General features: G+C 67.9%; 15 protein-coding genes. 12 read left to right on the forward strand and 3 right to left on the reverse strand.

Features of this window, described 5'->3' with window-relative positions; genetic code table 11:
* Nucleotides 1-13: 13 nt before the first annotated feature.
* From ABTW65_RS09495 to ABTW65_RS09520, 6 genes are all read left to right on the forward strand, one after another.
* Entirely contained in the window at nt 14-1510 is a 1497-nt protein-coding gene (locus ABTW65_RS09495; RefSeq protein WP_350659796.1) for a sensor histidine kinase, read from the forward strand.
* A complete protein-coding gene (locus ABTW65_RS09500; RefSeq protein WP_350659797.1) occupies nt 1507-2175 on the forward strand; it encodes a response regulator in 669 nt (222 codons plus the stop codon). The genes ABTW65_RS09495 and ABTW65_RS09500 overlap by 4 nt, the downstream gene beginning before the upstream one ends.
* A gap of 226 nt (nt 2176-2401) precedes the next feature.
* Entirely contained in the window at nt 2402-4030 is a 1629-nt protein-coding gene (locus tag ABTW65_RS09505) for a flavin-containing monooxygenase (RefSeq protein WP_350659798.1), read from the forward strand.
* Nucleotides 4031-4077: 47 nt separating this feature from the next.
* A complete protein-coding gene (locus ABTW65_RS09510) occupies nt 4078-4863 on the forward strand; it encodes an SDR family NAD(P)-dependent oxidoreductase (RefSeq protein WP_350659799.1) in 786 nt (261 codons plus the stop codon).
* 5 nt (nt 4864-4868) lie between these two features.
* On the forward strand, nt 4869-5438 hold the full coding sequence (locus ABTW65_RS09515) for a VOC family protein (RefSeq protein WP_350659800.1): 570 nt from the start codon (nt 4869-4871) through the stop codon (nt 5436-5438).
* Nucleotides 5439-5544: 106 nt separating this feature from the next.
* Nucleotides 5545-6543 (forward strand): helix-turn-helix domain-containing protein, encoded by a 999-nt coding sequence (locus ABTW65_RS09520; protein ID WP_350659801.1) that lies wholly within the window; start codon nt 5545-5547, stop codon nt 6541-6543.
* A 131-nt stretch (nt 6544-6674) separates the two neighbouring features.
* On the opposite strand, the gene ABTW65_RS09525 is transcribed toward ABTW65_RS09520, so the two are convergent.
* Complete coding sequence (locus tag ABTW65_RS09525; protein ID WP_350659802.1) at nt 6675-8135, reverse strand: aldehyde dehydrogenase family protein; 1461 nt, start codon at nt 8133-8135, stop codon at nt 6675-6677.
* A gap of 590 nt (nt 8136-8725) precedes the next feature.
* Here ABTW65_RS09525 and ABTW65_RS09530 point away from each other — a divergent pair.
* The 3 genes from ABTW65_RS09530 to ABTW65_RS09540 are packed head-to-tail and all read left to right on the forward strand — an operon-like array spanning nt 8726 to nt 11044.
* The gene (locus ABTW65_RS09530) at nt 8726-9541 is read left to right on the forward strand and encodes an oxidoreductase (protein ID WP_350659803.1); all 816 of its coding nucleotides are present in this window, start codon (nt 8726-8728) and stop codon (nt 9539-9541) included.
* 4 nt (nt 9542-9545) lie between these two features.
* Nucleotides 9546-10139: a TetR/AcrR family transcriptional regulator gene (locus ABTW65_RS09535; RefSeq protein ID WP_350659804.1), complete on the forward strand. Its 594-nt coding sequence runs from the start codon at nt 9546-9548 to the stop codon at nt 10137-10139.
* Nucleotides 10136-11044 carry an alpha/beta hydrolase gene (locus ABTW65_RS09540; RefSeq protein ID WP_350659805.1) on the forward strand — a complete coding sequence of 303 codons (909 nt, stop codon included), beginning with the start codon at nt 10136-10138 and terminating at the stop codon, nt 11042-11044. The genes ABTW65_RS09535 and ABTW65_RS09540 overlap by 4 nt, the downstream gene beginning before the upstream one ends.
* 7 nt (nt 11045-11051) lie before the next feature.
* Here the strand turns inward: ABTW65_RS09540 and ABTW65_RS09545 are convergent, their stop codons facing one another.
* Together ABTW65_RS09545 and ABTW65_RS09550 are read right to left on the reverse strand one after the other, a co-directional pair.
* Nucleotides 11052-11744, reverse strand: coding sequence for a TetR/AcrR family transcriptional regulator (locus ABTW65_RS09545; protein WP_350659806.1), 693 nt, complete (start codon nt 11742-11744; stop codon nt 11052-11054).
* 5 nt (nt 11745-11749) lie between these two features.
* Nucleotides 11750-13339, reverse strand: coding sequence for a GMC oxidoreductase (locus tag ABTW65_RS09550; RefSeq protein WP_350659807.1), 1590 nt, complete (start codon nt 13337-13339; stop codon nt 11750-11752).
* 97 nt (nt 13340-13436) lie between these two features.
* On the opposite strand from ABTW65_RS09550, the gene ABTW65_RS09555 reads away from it, so the two are divergent.
* The 3 genes from ABTW65_RS09555 to ABTW65_RS09565 are packed head-to-tail and all read left to right on the forward strand — an operon-like array spanning nt 13437 to nt 16771.
* The gene (locus tag ABTW65_RS09555) at nt 13437-14393 is read left to right on the forward strand and encodes an enoyl-CoA hydratase/isomerase family protein (RefSeq protein WP_350659808.1); all 957 of its coding nucleotides are present in this window, start codon (nt 13437-13439) and stop codon (nt 14391-14393) included.
* Entirely contained in the window at nt 14390-15289 is a 900-nt protein-coding gene (locus ABTW65_RS09560) for an alpha/beta hydrolase (protein WP_350659809.1), read from the forward strand. The genes ABTW65_RS09555 and ABTW65_RS09560 overlap by 4 nt, the downstream gene beginning before the upstream one ends.
* Before the next feature lie 3 nt (nt 15290-15292).
* A complete protein-coding gene (locus ABTW65_RS09565) occupies nt 15293-16771 on the forward strand; it encodes a class I adenylate-forming enzyme family protein (RefSeq protein ID WP_350659810.1) in 1479 nt (492 codons plus the stop codon).
* Nucleotides 16772-16813 lie beyond the last annotated feature (42 nt).

Raw genomic sequence — 16813 nt, forward strand, 5'->3', positions numbered from 1 at the left:
CAGTCAGCCATGGGTGGAGGTGCTGGACGCCCTTGGCACCGGCGTGGCCATTCTGCGGCCCGACGGGCGGATCCGATGGATCAACCGCAGCGGCGAACGGATCCTGCGTAGCGCACGTCAGGACCTGGTCGACGTCCGAACCCCTTTCGAGCTGCCTCAGGAGGAAGACGTCGACGGAGACACCGAGCGCCACGCGACGTGGGACGTCCGATTCGGCGAGCCGATCGAGCTCGCCTACTCGGCGAGGCGCCGCGACGATCTCGCGTCCGACGCCAGCCTGCTCATCGAGTTCCGTGACGTTACCGAGGAACGACACCAGCACCGGCGGGTTGCGGCGCTCGCCCGCACTGCGGCAGGCACCGCGTCGGACAGCTCCCTCGAGGCAGTGTTGAACGCAATGGCCGGCGAGGTTCAGCGGTCACCGGGGGTGGCCGGAACACAGGTCGTCGTCATGGCGCCTGACGGCGAGCGGCTGCAGCTCATGGGGTCCGCCGGTTTCGTCGAGGTGTCCAGGTTCTTCGACCTGCTGATGGCGTCGAAGCAACGTGGCGCAGACCTCATCACCGAGCGCTGCCTGAACGAACGCCGCCAGTTCGTGCTCCCGAGGCGGCGGGAGCAGATGCTCGCCGACCCGTCCTGGGAACCGCTGCACGACTACGTCGCCCAGATACAGTGGGACGACTTCATCAGCACGCCCCTGCTGTCTCGGGGCAAGGCGCTCGGTGTGCTCAACGTCTACGTCGCCACCGGGCACCAAGCAACGCCGGCAATGCTGGGATTCCTGGAATCGATGGCCGAACAGGCTGCTCTCGCGGTGGACTACGCGACCTTGATCGCCAGCCAGCGATTCACCGCTCGCCGCGAGGAACGCGCCCGCCTCGCCCGCGATCTTCACGACTCGGTCGTCCAGCACGTCTTCTCGCTCGGCATGCAAGCGCGGGCACTCTCGGGTATCGGACGAGGACTTCCGCAGCCCCAGGGTGAACGAGTGCTCTCCATCGCCGACGAGATGACGGACCTGGTCGACAATGTGAAGCGCGACCTGCGAGGCATCGTCTTGGCCATGCAACCTTCCGTCGCTGCCGAGCTCGGGCTCAGCGTCGCCCTCGATCGGCTCGCCCAAGGGATCGGACGGCGTGATGGGGTCGCTGTCGACCTGGTGATCGACCCGAAGGCCGACAGTGCCCTCGATGGCGCCGACCAGGCCGAGGACGTGTATCAGATCGTCGCCGAGGCACTCCACAACGCTGTCAAGCATGCGCAACCGACCTGTGTCCGAGCGGAGATCATCGTCGACTCAGGCGAGCTTCGCATCGAGGTCGCGGACGACGGGCGAGGTCTGGCGGCCCGCCGCTCTGGCAACGGGGGCTTCGGCCTCACCTCCATGCGTGACCGGGCTCGGCGTTGGAGCGGGACGGTGGAGATCGACACACAAGTAGGTACGGGAACCCAGGTCCGCGCTGTGTTACGGCTGCCTGCGAACCGCCTTGAGCGAAAGGACAGGACATGATCGACCAGGAGACGATCTCGGTGTTCGTCGTCGATGACCACGAGGTGGTCCGACGCGGGATTGCCAGCTTCCTCGAGTTCGCCGACGGCATCACCTTCGTCGGTGAGGCGTCCGATGGGCGCGAAGCCCTCGATCGGCTAGGTGTGATGGACGCGCAGGGGCTGCTCCCGGACGTCGTGCTCATGGACCTGCAGATGCCCCGCCTCGACGGCGCCGAAACAGTCGCGCTCATCGCCGAGCGTCATCCGACCGTTCGCACGGTGATCCTGACCAGCTTCTCCGAGGTCGAGCGCGTGCAGGCAGCGCTCGCGAACGGCGCGTCCGGATATGTGCTCAAGGACGCGGCGTCCAGCGAGGTCGAGGCAGCGATCCGCGCGACGCAACGCGACGAGGTGTTCATCGACGCCGCCGTCGCAGGCAGCCTCACCAAGCGGTTACGAGGTCCGGGACATGGTGTGGGCGCGCTCAGCCCGCGCGAGCGAGACGTGCTCGTCCTGGTCGGCCGAGGGCTGTCCAACCACGCGATCGCCGAGCGGCTCTCGATCAGCGAACGGACCGCACGTACGCATGTCAGCAAGATCCTGACCAAGCTGGACCTCAGCACTCGTACCCAGGCCGCCTTGGTCGCCGTACGTGAGGGGCTCGTCGAAGCGAACCCCGAGTAGGAACCGAGGCAGATCAGCCTGGCCCCAGGCCCGTAGACCGGCCGCGACCCCGAGCAACGGGGTCGCGGCCGCTTTTGTGACGACATCTCGGTGCCGCGCCCGCTGACAGACACGCACCGTGCAGCGTCGTGACAGAGCAGTGCTGTGACGGACAACACATTCGTCCCCGAGATGCCTAGCGTTCGGAGGACACGAACACGCATCAGAGGGAGTTCCCATGGCACGAATGTCCACGGTCTCAGACAGCGCACTCGACTACGACGCCATCGTCGTGGGAGGGGGCTTCGCAGGACTACACATGCTACGTCGGCTTCACAGCGCGGGGTTCCGAGCCCACCTGTTCGAAGCAGGCGCCGAAGTCGGCGGCACGTGGTACTGGAACCGCTATCCCGGCGCACGATGTGACTTCGAGAGCTTCGACTACAGCTACGGGTTCGATGAGGACCTGCAGCAGGAGTGGAGTTGGTCCGAGCGCTATCCGTCGCAGCCGGAGATCCTGCGCTACCTGAACCACGTCGCCGATCGGTTCGGACTTCGCGACGACATCACACTGTCGACCCGCGTGACGTCGGCGACTTACGACTCGGGGACCCACGCATGGACCGTGAACGCTGCTGCCGTCGGCGGAGCAGGCGAGTCCACCGAAGTCACCGCACGGCTCGTGGTGATGGCCACCGGCGCCCTGTCCGCCCCGCGGTTGCCGGATGTGCCAGGCATCGACACCTTCGCCGGCCTGCGACTTCAGACCGCGACGTGGCCAGCCGACGGAGTGGATCTCAGCGGCAAGAGAGTTGCCGTCGTCGGCACCGGCTCCTCAGGCGCCCAGGTGATTCCGAAGATCGCCGCCCAGGCGCAACAGCTCCACGTGCTCCAGCGGACTGCCGGGTTCGTCGTTCCGGCGCACAACCGACCTCTCACCGCTGGCGAGCAGGACGCAGTGAAATCGACCTACCGCGACTATCGTGACCGGGCACTCGACGCGTTCCTCGGGGTGCACTTCCCCCTCGCAGGCGAGTCGGCAGCCACCGCCGATCCGGCCGAACGCACGGCTGCCTACGAGGCTTGCTGGCAGAAGGGCGGCGCTTCCATCCTCGCCTCCTACCCCGATCTGCTCGCCGATCCAGCCGCCAACGAGACCCTTGCAGAGTTCCTGCGCGGGAAGATCGCCGAGACCGTGCACGACCCGGCGACCGCCAAGCGCCTCACCCCGCAGGGGTTTCCGGTAGGAGCTAAACGGCTCGTGGTCGAGACCGACTACTACCCGACGTTCAACCGTCCGAACGTCGAGCTCGTCGACCTGGGTGAGGAGCCGCTCACCGAGGTCACTCCCTCCGGTGTCCGGGTAGGCGATCGGGAAATCGAACTCGATGCACTGATCTTCGCCACCGGGTTCGACGCGCTAACCGGGCCGCTGCTGTCCATCGACCTCCGGGGCTCTGGGGATCAGCGGCTGGCCGAGGCATGGTCCGTCGGCCCGACCACCTACCTCGGCCTCGCCGTCCCCGGGTTCCCCAACCTGCTGACTGTCGCAGGCCCCGGCAGCCCATCGGTGCTCAGCAATGTCGTTCGCTGCACCGAGGAGAACGTCGAATGGATCGGAGCACTCGCAGAACACCTGCGCGCCCACGACCTGACTGAGGTTCAGGCAACGGCCGAGGCTGCGCGCGCCTGGACCGAGCACGTCACCGAGATCGCCGGGATGACCGTCTTGACCTCGGCCGACTCGTGGTACCTCGGGGCGAACGTGCCGGGGAAGCCGCGGGTGTTCATGCCGTACGCCGGCGGATTCCCCGAATACCGACGCCGCTGCGCCGAGGTTGCGGACGCCGACTATGCGGGTTTCGCCCTGTCCTGACCGTTCCTCCCACAACTCATAACTCACAACTCATGAAGGAGTGACCCATGGAACTCACTGACAAGCACGCCATCATCACCGGTGGCGCAGCCGGAATCGGGCGCGCGACTGCAACTCTCATGGCTTCCCGCGGTGCGGCCGTCCTGCTCGTCGATCGCGACGAGGCCGGTCTCAAAGAGACGGCGGAGGCGATCGCCTCCGCCGGTGGGACGGTGCACACGACCAACGCCGACGTCTCCGACGAGCAGGCGGTGCAGGAGTACGTCGGCTACGCCAAGGAGCTGTTCGACGGGCGTATCGACGTCCTGTTCAACAATGCCGGCATCGAGGGTCCCATCGCGGACCTGGTCGACTACCCGGTAGAGGACTTCGACAAGGTCATCGCGGTCAACCTGCGTGGGGTCTTCCTCGGTCTCAAGCACGTCTTGCCGGTCATGATCGCCCAAGGCAGCGGCTCCGTCATCAACACGGGCTCGGTCGCCAGCGTCCGAGGGCTGGCAGGAGCCATCAGCTACAACGCGGCCAAGAGTGCTGTGCTGGGGATGACGCGAGCCGCCGCAGCGGAGCTAGGGTCCGCCGGCGTACGTGTCAACGCCGTGCTTCCCGGCATGATCGAGACTCGAATGCTGCGCAACCTCGTCACCCAGATCGTGGGGGACGAACAGACAGGACTCGAGGTCGTGGCCCAGTCGGCTCCGCTCGGCCGCAACGGGCTACCCGAGGACGTCGCGGAGTTGGTCGCATTCCTCGCCTCCGACGCGGCGTCCTATGTCACTGGCGCCGGTTATCCCGTCGACGGCGGTGGGCTCGCAGTCATGGCCAACGGGCGGTGAGCACTGTGGACGCAAGCAGTGGCGCTACCACCAGTTCCCTATTCGGGTTCGGTGGCGCCCCCGGTCGGATCATCCAGAGCGCGTTCGTGGTCCCGGACCTCGACGCCGCCGTCGAGCGATGGGTCGGCGAACTGCGAACCGGTCCGTGGTTCCTCTTCGATCACTTTCCTGGCGAGGGTGAGTCGAGCTACAGGGGCGGCCCGTCGAGCGCCGATGTATCGATCGCGATGGCGTTCACGGGCAACCTGCAGATCGAGCTCATCCAGCCCAACGACGACGCTCCCTCGGTCTACCGGGAGACGATCGAGCGCCGTGGTCACGGCTTCCACCACCACGGGATCGCGAGTGAGGACGTCGAGGCGGACATTGAGTCCTACCTCGACCGAGGATTCCACATCGCGTACCGCGCAGATGTACCGACCGGTGGGCAGGTCGTTTATCTCGACGGTGGATCGGAAGCTCCCGGCTTCATCGAGCTGATCCCGGCGTCCCCAGCAATGGACGAGCTCTTTACCGAGTTCTGGAAGGCGAGCATCGGCTGGGACGGGACCGACCCGACCCGACGCGTCGGCTGAGGTGACTACGTCATCCGTCCCGTAGCAACATGGCAGGATGACGCTACCCGGCAGGCTCGGGCAGGCATAACGTCGCGGGTGACCCTTGCACAGGGAGGTGCAGTCTGTGTTCACCATCTCCACCCGCGACGTTCCTGTCCGGGAACAGCAGGACTTCTGGCGCACCACGATCGTCAACAACTTCTTCGCCGTGGACAGCACGATGCCGGCGCCCCCGCAAGCCGGATACGACAGCAGGATGACTCGGATCGAGTTCGGCGGGCTGACCATCGACTCGGTCCATGCGGATCCGGCACGTGTGAGCCGCTCAGCTCGTCTTGCTCGACTGTCGCCGAGTGAGACCATGCAGATCTCCGTGCTGCTCCGCGGCCGTTCGGCCCTCAGCCAGGAGGGACGTACGGCAGTCCTCACCGAACCGGGGGACTTCGCTTTCATCGACACCAGCCGGCCTTATGTATGCGAGTTCTTCACCCCCGGAGACCAGATCATGGTCCAAGTGCCACCGACAGTCCTAGCCCCCGGCGTGGGTATCCCGGACGACCTGACCGCGGTCACGGTCCGAGGACAGGCGGGTCTGTCCGCCGTCGCTTCATCGGCCCTGCTCGCTCTGGACCGGCTGGGTAGCGACCGCAACGATGCTCTGGCGAGTTCCACAGCGCGCAGCGCCGTTGAACTCGCTGCGAATGCTCTCCTCGAGTGTCTACCGGGAGACCCGACACGGGCTCCGGCAGCCAGGATCCTCGAGCAGGCGCAACGGTTCATCGAAGCTCACCTCCACGACGCGGATCTCCGGCCTGCTGACGTGGCTGCGGCAATCCCCGTCTCCGAGCGCTACCTGTACGCAGTGTTCCAGGAGAGTGGCAGCACACCGTCGCGCTGGTTGCGGGAGGCTCGTCTCGATCGTGCGCGCCGATTGCTCGATGGCACCCGGGGTGACGGCGCCCGGTCGATCGAGGCCGTAGGCGCCGCTGTGGGTCTTCCACGGGCCTCCCACTTCAGCCGCCTGTTCCGCGAGCGGTACGCCATCAGCCCTCGTGGGTATCGCGACGCGTTTCATCCCGTGCAGCCGGGTGAACATGAGGGACCGTTGTCGCCAGCGCGCTGAGGGACGTGGCGGTTCTTCCTCACCTGCTCGCATGCAGCGGCACTCCCAGGACACGCGCCCTACATCGTCCAGACGCGCCAGATGGTGGTGTCCGCCGACGAGCAACGGGACACCACCATCTGGGGGAGTGACTAAGCGCGGAAGGTCACCGTGTGCGGTTCGGTGAAGTCCATGAAGCCGTCGGTGCCCATCTCTCTGCCGATACCGCTCTGACGGAACCCGCCGAAGGGCGCACGATCGTCGCACGCGCCGGCGTTGGCCTGGTTGACCCACGTGGTTCCGGTTCGCATTCGGCGGGCGATCTCGCCACCGCGCTCCTCGTCGGCAGTCCAGACTGACGAGCAGAGCCCGGACCACTCATTGTTCAGTTGGTCGACCAGACCATTGAGGTCCTCGAAAGGCAGGATCGGAACGGTCGGGCCGAACTGCTCCCCAGTTACGACCTCCAGAGAGGGCGAGGGGTCGAGGACGAGCGAGGGGAGGAGGAAGTGGCCAGCGCTCTGCGCGGCCTGCTCCGTGAACGTGCCGAACTCGCGCACTTCGGCCCCCGACGCTCGTGCCTCGTCCAGCAGGCGGCGTACGTAGTCGCTTTGTGCGGCCGTGTTCAACGGCCCCATGTTCACGGGTTCGAAGCCGTTGCCGACCGCATAGCCCTCGAGAACTTGGCCCATGGCGTCGGTGAGCTCGGTGAAGCGGCTCCGCGCGACGTAGATGCGCTTGACGCTCATGCACACCTGACCGGAGGTGAGGAAGCACGCCCCAGCCAGGTCTGAGACCAACGCGTCGCTGAGATCCGTGTCCTCGAGAACGATGGCGGGGTCGTTGCCACCGAGCTCCAGCGTCACCTTCGTCAGCGACTGAGCGGCCAGCGTCATGATGCGAGTGCCGGCGGCAGTGCTCCCGGTGAAGACGACGTGCTGCACCCTCGGGTCGGTGATCAACGGCTCGACGTCAGGGTTCGCACCGCTGATCACGTTGATCACGCCCTTGGGAAGCCGTGAGCCGATGATCTCCAGAGCTCGGGTCACGGCGAGCGGTGTCGTGGGCGGCGGCTTCACCACCACGGTGTTGCCCGCGACAAGTGCATAGGGCAGGCTCGCGGCAAGAATCGCGAGGGGCCAGTTGAACGGCACGATGATGCTCACGACTCCCACTGGAAGGCGGTGAACCTCGGTGCGGAACGGGGGCGACGAGAACCGTTCGGGCTCGCGGACCTCAGCAGCCAGCTCGCAGGCGGCCCGGAAACGAGACTGGAACACTGCCACGTCGATCGCCGCTTCGGGCTGGATCTTTCCGTTCTCGCGCACGAGGATCTCCGCGAGGCGACCCTCGTGCCCTTCGAGCCCGGCCAGCGCGTCGAGCACGAGGGCTGCTCTCTCCTTGGCCGGTGTGCTGGCCCAGGCGGAGAAGGCAGCGTCCGCAGCTGCAACCGCCGCGCGGGACTGATCCTGCGACGCGGCCAGGAAGTGGCCGACGACCGCGTTCGGATCGGAAGGGTCGCGAACAGCTGTCCAGTTGCCAGTTTCGACAGTACGCCCGTCGATGAACAGCCCAGCTCGTGCCTGGGAATCGGTTGAAGTAGTTGTGGTCATAGGATGAAGCTGCCTCTCTCGTGAAGATCGCCGATTCGTGGTCGACGTACGGTTCGTTGTGATCCGGACTCGGACTCAGGCCGCGCACCTGTGGGTGGCGCTCTCGACCCAGCCGATCGACCTCGGGCAGAACGTCAACTGATGGCGGCTCGCTATCTGGGTATGGATCCACGGACGAACCTCGTGAAGGTTGGAGACGTCGCCGTCCATCGACACTCATTGGCGCTTTGAATGACTCTAGGGGTGCGTGACCTGCGTCATAACGTCGGTTTGACTGCTCAGAGGCGAGTCATATGACGCATTGTCGTTGGCGGGAGGCCAGACCTATCTACGCGGTCCGGGACTGCGCGAGGCTGGACGTTACGGACGCGGCCGTAGGCACGCCGCACTGCGCCGTCAGTTCGTCAGCATTGGGTGACCGGCGCGTTATCGCAGGCCGATGCTCAGGTTGGCGGCTGCCGTGCTGCCGATTCGGCTGAACGGGCCACCCGATGACGCGGGCGGCCAGGTCACGATCGATCATTGGTATACGATCGTCATCCCATGTGCTATTGTCATATGAACGTAATCCCAAACGTCAGGAACTCATGATGACAACAACTCCGCAGGTCGCCCTGGTGACGGGCGCCTCCTCAGGTATCGGCAAGGCCACCGCGATCGCCCTGGTCGCCGCGGGCTTCCAGGTGATCGGCACCAGCCGCAACACCGCGCGACTCACCGCGCCTGCCGGGGTGACCTACCTCGACCTCGACGTCACCAGTGATGACTCGGTCGCCTCTGCGGTCGAGCAGGTCATCGACCGGTTCGGACGGATCGACGTCCTCGTCAACAACGCCGGCGTCGGGTCGACCGGTGCGGGCGAGGAGTTCTCGATCGGCCAGACGCAGGACATCTTCGACATCAACGTCTACGGCGTCATGCGGATGACCAAGGCGGTCCTGCCGCACATGCGCGCTCAGCGCAGCGGGCGCATCATCAACGTCTCCTCCCTCAGCGGGTTCGTCCCCAGCCCGTTCATGACCGTCTACGTGGCGACCAAGCACGCGGTCGAGGGCTACTCGCAGTCGCTGGACCACGAGGTGCGTGAGTACGGCGTCCGGGTCCTGCTCGTCGAGCCCGGCCCGATCAACACCCCGTTCGCGGGCCACAGCGTCGAGGCCGACACCCCGATGCCGCTCTACGCGGCCGGACGGCGCAACTACGACGAGCTGATCACGAAGAACCTCAGCGACGGCGATGACCCCGCCGTCGTCGCCAAGGTGATCCTCGCGGCGGCCACCGACCGCAACCCGAAGCTGCGACGTACGGCCGGCTCGACCGCCCGGACCATCAACGCGGTGCACCGCATCGCCCCGGCGCGCAGCTTCGACCGGGTCATCCGCAGGTTCAACCGGATGCCGAGCTGAGACGATGGTGCGCTACACGGAAGAACACAAGCAGGAGACCCGGCAGCGGATCATCGCGACGGCTGGCCGACGTCTCAAGAGTGACGGCATCGACGGATCCGGTGTCGCGACGCTGATGAAGGACGCGGGCCTGACCAACGGCGCCTTCTACCGACACTTCGAGTCCAAGGACAACCTGGTCGCGGAGGCGATCACCGACCAGCTGCACACGCTGCACGTCAACATCGTCGAGCAGGCGGAGCCGGGCCGAGCGGGCCTGGAGCAGATCGTGCGTTGGTACCTCTCGGCCGAGCACCGGGACAACCCCGGCGACGGCTGCCCCAACGCCGCGCTGCTCGACGAGATCGCGCGCAGCGCGGAGGAGACCAGGCAGGCGTACACCGAAGGCGTCCTGGTCGTCATCGACGGCCTCGCGGCCCGGATGGCGCCCGAAGACCCGCTTTCGGCCCGGGTGCAGGCGCTCAGCCTCCTCGGCCTGATGGCCGGGACGCTCCAGCTCTCCCGCGCGCTGGCCGACCGGCAGCTCTCCGACGACCTCCTCGAGCAGGGCCTCCGCAATGCCCTGTCCCTGGCCCTTGCCCCGACAGGAACACCATGACCGAGAAGACCTTCCATCCGCAGCTGCGGGCCGCGCGGTTCCTTCCACGCACCATCATCACGGCTCGTACGCTGCCCACGCTCCGTCTCCTCACCAAGCTCACCGCGCGTGCCCGGCGGCCCGACGCGCAGGTCGTCGCCGTGAACGCCGATGTGTCGGTGCACGTCTTCCGGCCGGCAACGGCTGGGCCCCGGACGCCGGCTCTGCTGTGGATCCATGGCGGCGGAATGGTGCTCGGCGACGCGGGGCAGGACCGCGCGTTCTGCCGCCGGGTTGCAGACGAGCTCGGCATCGTGGTCGTCTCGGTGGAGTACCGGCTCGCTCCTGAGCATCCGTTCCCGACGCCGTTGGAGGACTGCTACACCGCGCTGGAATGGCTCGCGGGCCAGCCCGACATCGACCCCGCACGCATCGCCATCGGTGGGCAGAGCGCCGGCGGCGGCCTGGCCGCCGCACTGACGCTGCTGGCACAGGAACGTGGCGAGATCCGTCCGGTCCTGCAGCTGATGTCCTACCCGATGCTCGACGACAGGACCACGACCCGCACCGACATCGACCCGAAGTGCCTACGCATCTGGAGCCCGGCCAGCAACCGGTTCGGCTGGCGCGCCTACCTCGGGGCCAGTGCCTCGGGCGGTGAGGTCTCCCCACTGGCCGCGCCGTCCCGCTACGAGGACCTCTCCGGGCTGCCGCCCGCATGGATCGGCGTCGGCACCAACGACCTCTTCCACGACGAGGACGTCGCCTACGCCCGGCGCCTGCAGGAGGCAGGCGTCGACGCCACCCTCAACGTGGTCCCGGGCGGCTACCACAACTTCGACTCCATCGAAGCAAAGCCTCCCGTCTCCCAAGCCTTCGTCAAGGCCCAGATCGCAGCACTGGACGAAGCGCTCAACGGCGGCTGACGGAGGGTCAGTGGCCTGGGTGCCAGGCTCGGTCGAGTGCGGTCTCGTGCGAGGCGAGGGCGGCGGCGGGGTCGGCTCCGAGGCCGACGCAGAACGTGACGCCCATCGGGACCAGCACCTCGCGGACCGGGTCGGCGAACTCGACGAAGTGGTTGGCCAGGTCGAGCGTGATGTAGCCGTGGACGTAGCTCCACATGGCTCCGGCGGCGGCTCTCGGGTTGTCGATGGTGAGCTCGCCGGTGGTGCTCAGCCGTGTGGCCGCCTCGACCACGTGCGCGTAGGCGGCGTTGAACGCGGGGGAGTGGCCGGCTCGCCGTTCGCCCTTGGCCGGGGTGGGCCGGTAGGTCGCCCGGGTGGAGAGGCCGAACATGGCGTCGTACAGGTGCGGGTTCGCCTGTGCGTAGGACAGTGTCGTCAGCGCCATCGTGAACAGGTCGGCGATGGCGTCCTCGCTGGCGCCCACCTGGTCGAACGCCTCGCCCAGCTGGTCGAAGCCGTGGTCCACGACCGCGCCGAGCAGCTCCGGGACGCCGCCGAAGTAGTTGTAGACGACCATGCTCGACATGCCGGCCTTCGCGGCGACCGTCCTGGCCTTGATGGCCGAGGGACCTTCCTCGGCCAGCATCGTGACAGCGGCGGCGATGAGCCGCTCTGGGATCCCGTTGGAGGGGCCGTCCGTCACCGTGGAATCTCTCGACATGGCGGTCATCGTCCCAAACCGGCGTCGGGGATGTGCGACATGGCGTGCTCGGCCAGCGCCGTGATCGTCAGCGCCGGGTTGACGCCGGGGTTGGCCGGCAGCGCGGCGGCGTCGCAGACGACCATGTTCCGGTAGCCGAACACCTGCAGCTTGGCGTCGACGACTCCCGTGGCCGGGCTCGCGCCGACCACGGCTCCACCTAGCACGTGGGCGGTCATCGGCCGGTTGCCGAACACCTCGAAGACGCTGCTCTGCGCGATGCCTCCGGTCCGGTCTGCCAGCCAGTTGGCGACCTGGTGGCCTGCGTCGATGTACGTCGGTGCCGGCCGTTCGCGGTCACGCTCGGTGGTGAGCCGATATCCCCGTCCGAGGAGTCGCCTCCTCGCCGTGAACCGGATCGCGTTGTCTCGCGGCTGCATGACCAGCATCATCAGAGTGCGTGCGGACCAGCCCGATCGCATCGTCGCGAACCAGCGCCGTGGGTGGTGCGCCACGGTGCGGAGCCAGGCCGACAGGCGACGTACGCCCCGGCCCTCGCCGACCAGGACCGTGAACATCAGGCGCATGAAGTCGCCACGCGGCCCATAGGTGAGGAACTCGATCTGGGTGTCGCCGTCGACGACCACCCGGCTGCTGGCGGTGACGTCGCGCCAGGTTCCGAGATCCTCGGGGAGCAGGACGGAGAGCACGGCCTCGCTGTTCGTCCGGGCGAGGTGGCCCAGCCGGTCGCTGACCGCGGGCAGTGACCCGCGGTGCTTGCAGTCCGCGAGGAGGGCGTTGGTGCCGACCGCGCCGGCGGCGAACACGACGCCGCGCGTGGTGATGCTCGTGCGGCGGCCACCGGAACCGCGGGTGGTGATCCGGTAGCCGTCGCTCCCATCGGCTGCCCCGAGCGGAGTCACGTCGACCACCTCGCGCTCCGCGAAGATCCGGGCGCCGTGCTTCTCGGCGAACCAGAGGTAGTTCTTGGTGAGCCGGTTGGCGGCACCGACGCGGCACCCGGTCATGCACTGCCCACAGCGGGTGCAGCCGGTGCGGTCCGGGCCCTCGCCGCCGAAGTAGGGATCCGGGACGGTGACGCCCGGCTCGCCGAAGAAGACCCCGACCGGCGCCGCGGAGAAGCTGCCGCCGAACCGGTCGGCGACCTCGCGGGTCAGTCCGCTCGTCACGGACTCCCACGGCGTCGTGCTCGCCCCGAGCATCCGCTCCGCCGTGGCGTAGTGAGGCTCGAGGACTTCCTCCCAGTGGGCCGGCCGCGGCCATTGCGGGTCGGCGAAGAAGTGCTCGTGCGGACGGAACAGGACGCCGCCGTAGACGAGGCTTCCGCCACCGACCCCGGTCTGAGTGGAGCTGAACACGTGACGGAAGAGCACGTTGCGCATGATCCCGCGCAGCCCGACCTTCGGCGCCCAGACGAACCGGCGGCTGTCGGATGCCGAAGCGGGCAGCTCCTCGTCGGCGTACGCCCGGCCGCGCTCGATGACGGTGACCCGGTGACCTTTCTCGGCCAAGCGCAGGGCGGCGACGCTGCCACCGAAGCCCGACCCGACCACGACCCAGTCATGGTCCAGCGGGGGATGGGTGGTGCGGTTCATGGCGGCTCCTCGGGGTTGTGACATCAGAATAACTTCGTTATCGTCGTGAGGACAAGGGTCGCACGAACACCCTCACCGCACTCAACGGAGACCGGTCATGACAGAAGAAGTACGAGGCAACCTCGAGATCGAGGACCGCGGCGCGGTGCTCGTCGCCCGCATCGACGGCGGCCCGCTAGGGTTGTTCGGCAACGACATCGCCGAGCAGCTCGACGCGCTCGTCGAGCGTGCGGACGGCGATCCGGCGATCCAGGCCGTCGTGTTCACCGGTACCCACCCGGACCGCTTCGTCTCGCACGCCGAGGTGCGCTGGCTGCAGGAGGGCGGGGCCACAGTCCCCTCGGTCGGCGTGCGAGGCGCCTCCGCCCTCGCCCACACCGCGCGTGGGGTGAACCGGGCCGGCGGCCTGAAGGCGGCGCTCGGCAGGACACCGCTGTGGCCGGCGGTCCAGCTGGAGCGGGTGCACCAGACGTTCCTGAAGATGAACCGCAGCGGCGTCGTCTTCGTCGCGGCCCTGAACGGGTCGGCGCTCGGTCTCGGAGCCGAGTTCAGCTGGGCCAACGACCTGCGGGTGATGGCCGACGGCGAGCATGTCATCGGCCAGCCTGAGGTCCTGCTCGGGATCATGCCGGGCGGAGGTGGCAGCCAGCGGCTTCCGCGCCTGGTGGGCAACCACAAGGCGCTGCTGGCGATCCTGTCCGGTGAGCCGTTCACCCCGGCCCAGGCCCTGGAGATCGGCGCGGTCGACGAGGTGGTGGCGTCCGATCAGCTGCTCGACCGAGCGATCGAGCTCGCCGAGCACCTTGGGACACGGCCGAAGACGTCGCGCGCCGCGATCAAGCGATCCGTCTACTTCGGCGGATCGGCGAGCCTCGAGGAGGGGCTGCACATCGAACGCGCCGAGTTCCTCGCCACCGCGCTCTCCGACATCGGCCAGGAGCTGATGCTCGACTACATGGCCAACACCGAGGCGGCCGGTGAGCTGCCTTTGTACCAGCCCGGAGTCTTCGAGGAAGTGCTCCAGGCCGGCACGACCCGTGGTGCCCGGCGATGAGCGGCCACACCGTCACCCGCCACGACGTCGGCTTCGACTCGGCCGGCGACACCTGTGCCGCCTGGCTCTTCCTTCCCGACGGCGTCACCAATCCTCCGGTCGTGATCCTCGGACACGGCCTGGGTGCCACCCGGGAGATGCGCTTGGACGCGTTCGGCGAGCGATTCGCCCAGGCCGGGATCGCGGCACTCGCCTTCACCTATCGCCACTTCGGCGACTCCACCGGCCAGCCTCGGCAGCTGCTGTCGATCAAGCGGCAGCTGGCCGACTGGGACGCCGCCATCGCCTACGTCAAGACTCGGCCCGACGTAGATGGCACTCGCGTCGCGGTCTGGGGGAGCTCGTTCGGTGGCGGTCACGCCATCGTCGTCGCTTCCCGCCACCCCGAGCTGCGCGCGGCGGTGTCCCAGTGCCCGTTCACCGATGGCCTCGCGTCGGCACGGGCCCTCGGCCCGGTCGGCACGATGCGGCTGCTGCCCACCGTCGCCCGCGACCTCGTCGCCGCGAGCCTGCGGCGGGACCCGGTGCTCATCACGCTGGCCGGGGCGCCGGGGGAGAAGGCGCTGATGACCGCCCCGGACGCCTTGCCCGGCTACCTCGCCCTCGTCCCGGAGGGCGCTGGCTTCGTCAACGAGGTCACCGCCCGGGTCGCCCCCACCATCACCCGCCACCGTCCGGGCAAGGTCGCCAAGGACGTACGGATGCCGATCCTCTTCTGCATCTGCGACCACGACTCCGTCACGCCGCCCGAGGAGACGCTCGCCTACGCGCGCACGGCGCCTCGCGGCGAGATCAAGCGGTACGACGCCGGCCACTTCGACATCTACCTCGGCGAACCGTTCGAGACCGTCGTCGCCGACCAGACCGAGTTCCTCACCCGTCACCTGAAGGCCTGAATCATGACGTTCTCCACCATCATCGACCGGCGCGCCACCGACGACCCGGCCGGTCCGGCCGTCGCCGACTCGTCCCAGCGGCTCACCAACGCCGAGCTCCTCGACCTGGTCCGTGCCGGCGCAGCGCATCTCGCCGAGCTCGGCATCGGCGCAGGGGACGTCGTCGCGCTCAAGCTCACCAACCGCGTCGAGTTCGTCGTGCTTCTCTTTGCCGCGTGGCGGCTCGGAGCGACCATCACACCGGTCAACCCGGCCCTGACCGACCCCGAGGTCGCCCGGCAGCTCGACGACTCCGGCGCGAAGCTGCACGTCATCGAAGACGGCGCTCACCCGATCGGAGAGGTACCCGCCCTCTCGGTCTCCGACCTGCGCCGGGAGCCGGGGCAGGACGGGCCCGCGCCGGTCGTGGACAGTGCGCTCCTGGCGCTGCTCATCTACACCTCGGGCACCACCGGCGTACCCAAGGGGGTGATGCTCGACCACGCCAACCTCGAGGCCATGACCGCCATGGGGCGCGATGCGCTCGAGGTCGGTCCCGAGGACCGCTGCCTGCTGATCCTGCCGCTCTTCCACGTCAACGGCATCGTCGTCAGCATCCTCACCCCGCTCCTTGTCGGGGCCAGCGTCGTCATCGCGGACCGATTCAACCCGCACACGTTCTTCGACACCGTCGCGAAGGAGCGCCCGACCTTCTTCTCCGCGGTGCCCACGATCTACAGCATGCTCGCCGCGCTTCCAGAGGACGTACGACCCGACACGAGCTCGGTCAGGTTCGCGGTCTGCGGTGCGGCCCCGGCGTCGGCCGACCTGCTCGCCCGGTTCGAGGCCCGCTTCGGCTTCCCGCTCATCGAGGGCTACGGACTCTCCGAAGCCACCTGCGGCTCCACGATCAACCCGGTCGGCGGCGTACGCAAGGCGGGAACCGTCGGTCTGCCCTTCCCCGGCCAGGAGCTGCGCATCCTCGGCGCGGACGGCAAGCCGGTGCCGCCCGGCGAGAACGGCGAGGTCAGCGTCCGCGGGGCCAACGTCATGCGCGGATACCTGGGCCGTCCGGACGACACCGCCGCCGTGATCAGCGATGGCTGGCTCTCCACCGGCGACCTCGGTCACGTCGACGAGGACGGCTACCTCACCATCGTCGGCCGGTCGAAGGAGATGATCATCCGAGGTGGCGAGAACATCTACCCGAAGGAGATCGAGGACGTCCTCGCCGGCGACCCGACCGTCCTCGAGGTCGCGGTGATCGGGCTGCCCGACGAGAAGTGGGGCGAGGTCGTCGTCGCCTTCGTCCAGGCCCGCCCGGGCGCGACGATCGACGTCAAGGCCCTGATGGCAAGGTGCCGAGAGCAGCTCAGCGGCTACAAGCGACCCACCGCGATCCATGCGCTGGACGCGCTGCCGAAGAACACGGTCGGCAAGCTCGACAAGCGGGCACTTCGTAACCAGCGAGCGAGCGACGCGCCTGTAGATTCATCTGTGTGAAGAGGCCTCGAAGTTCCTACCGCTCACCTGGATTCACATCGG

It is taken from the genome of Nocardioides sp. NPDC127503 (genome assembly GCF_040302165.1).
Lineage (GTDB): Bacteria > Actinomycetota > Actinomycetes > Propionibacteriales > Nocardioidaceae > Nocardioides.

What these genes read in the sequence shown, in the direction of transcription:
- ABTW65_RS09535 (WP_350659804.1), top strand. Translation starts at nt 9,546, where the DNA reads ATGGTGCGCTACACGGAAGAACACAAGCAGGAGACCCGGCAGCGGATC.
- ABTW65_RS09555 (WP_350659808.1), top strand. Translation starts at nt 13,437, where the DNA reads ATGACAGAAGAAGTACGAGGCAACCTCGAGATCGAGGACCGCGGCGCG.
- ABTW65_RS09565 (WP_350659810.1), top strand. Translation starts at nt 15,293, where the DNA reads ATGACGTTCTCCACCATCATCGACCGGCGCGCCACCGACGACCCGGCC.
- ABTW65_RS09560 (WP_350659809.1), top strand. Translation starts at nt 14,390, where the DNA reads ATGAGCGGCCACACCGTCACCCGCCACGACGTCGGCTTCGACTCGGCC.
- ABTW65_RS09540 (WP_350659805.1), top strand. Translation starts at nt 10,136, where the DNA reads ATGACCGAGAAGACCTTCCATCCGCAGCTGCGGGCCGCGCGGTTCCTT.
- ABTW65_RS09530 (WP_350659803.1), top strand. Translation starts at nt 8,726, where the DNA reads ATGACAACAACTCCGCAGGTCGCCCTGGTGACGGGCGCCTCCTCAGGT.
- ABTW65_RS09550 (WP_350659807.1), bottom strand. Translation starts at nt 13,339, where the DNA reads ATGAACCGCACCACCCATCCCCCGCTGGACCATGACTGGGTCGTGGTC.
- ABTW65_RS09510 (WP_350659799.1), top strand. Translation starts at nt 4,078, where the DNA reads ATGGAACTCACTGACAAGCACGCCATCATCACCGGTGGCGCAGCCGGA.
- ABTW65_RS09505 (WP_350659798.1), top strand. Translation starts at nt 2,402, where the DNA reads ATGTCCACGGTCTCAGACAGCGCACTCGACTACGACGCCATCGTCGTG.
- ABTW65_RS09525 (WP_350659802.1), bottom strand. Translation starts at nt 8,135, where the DNA reads ATGACCACAACTACTTCAACCGATTCCCAGGCACGAGCTGGGCTGTTC.
- ABTW65_RS09545 (WP_350659806.1), bottom strand. Translation starts at nt 11,744, where the DNA reads ATGTCGAGAGATTCCACGGTGACGGACGGCCCCTCCAACGGGATCCCA.
- ABTW65_RS09500 (WP_350659797.1), top strand. Translation starts at nt 1,507, where the DNA reads ATGATCGACCAGGAGACGATCTCGGTGTTCGTCGTCGATGACCACGAG.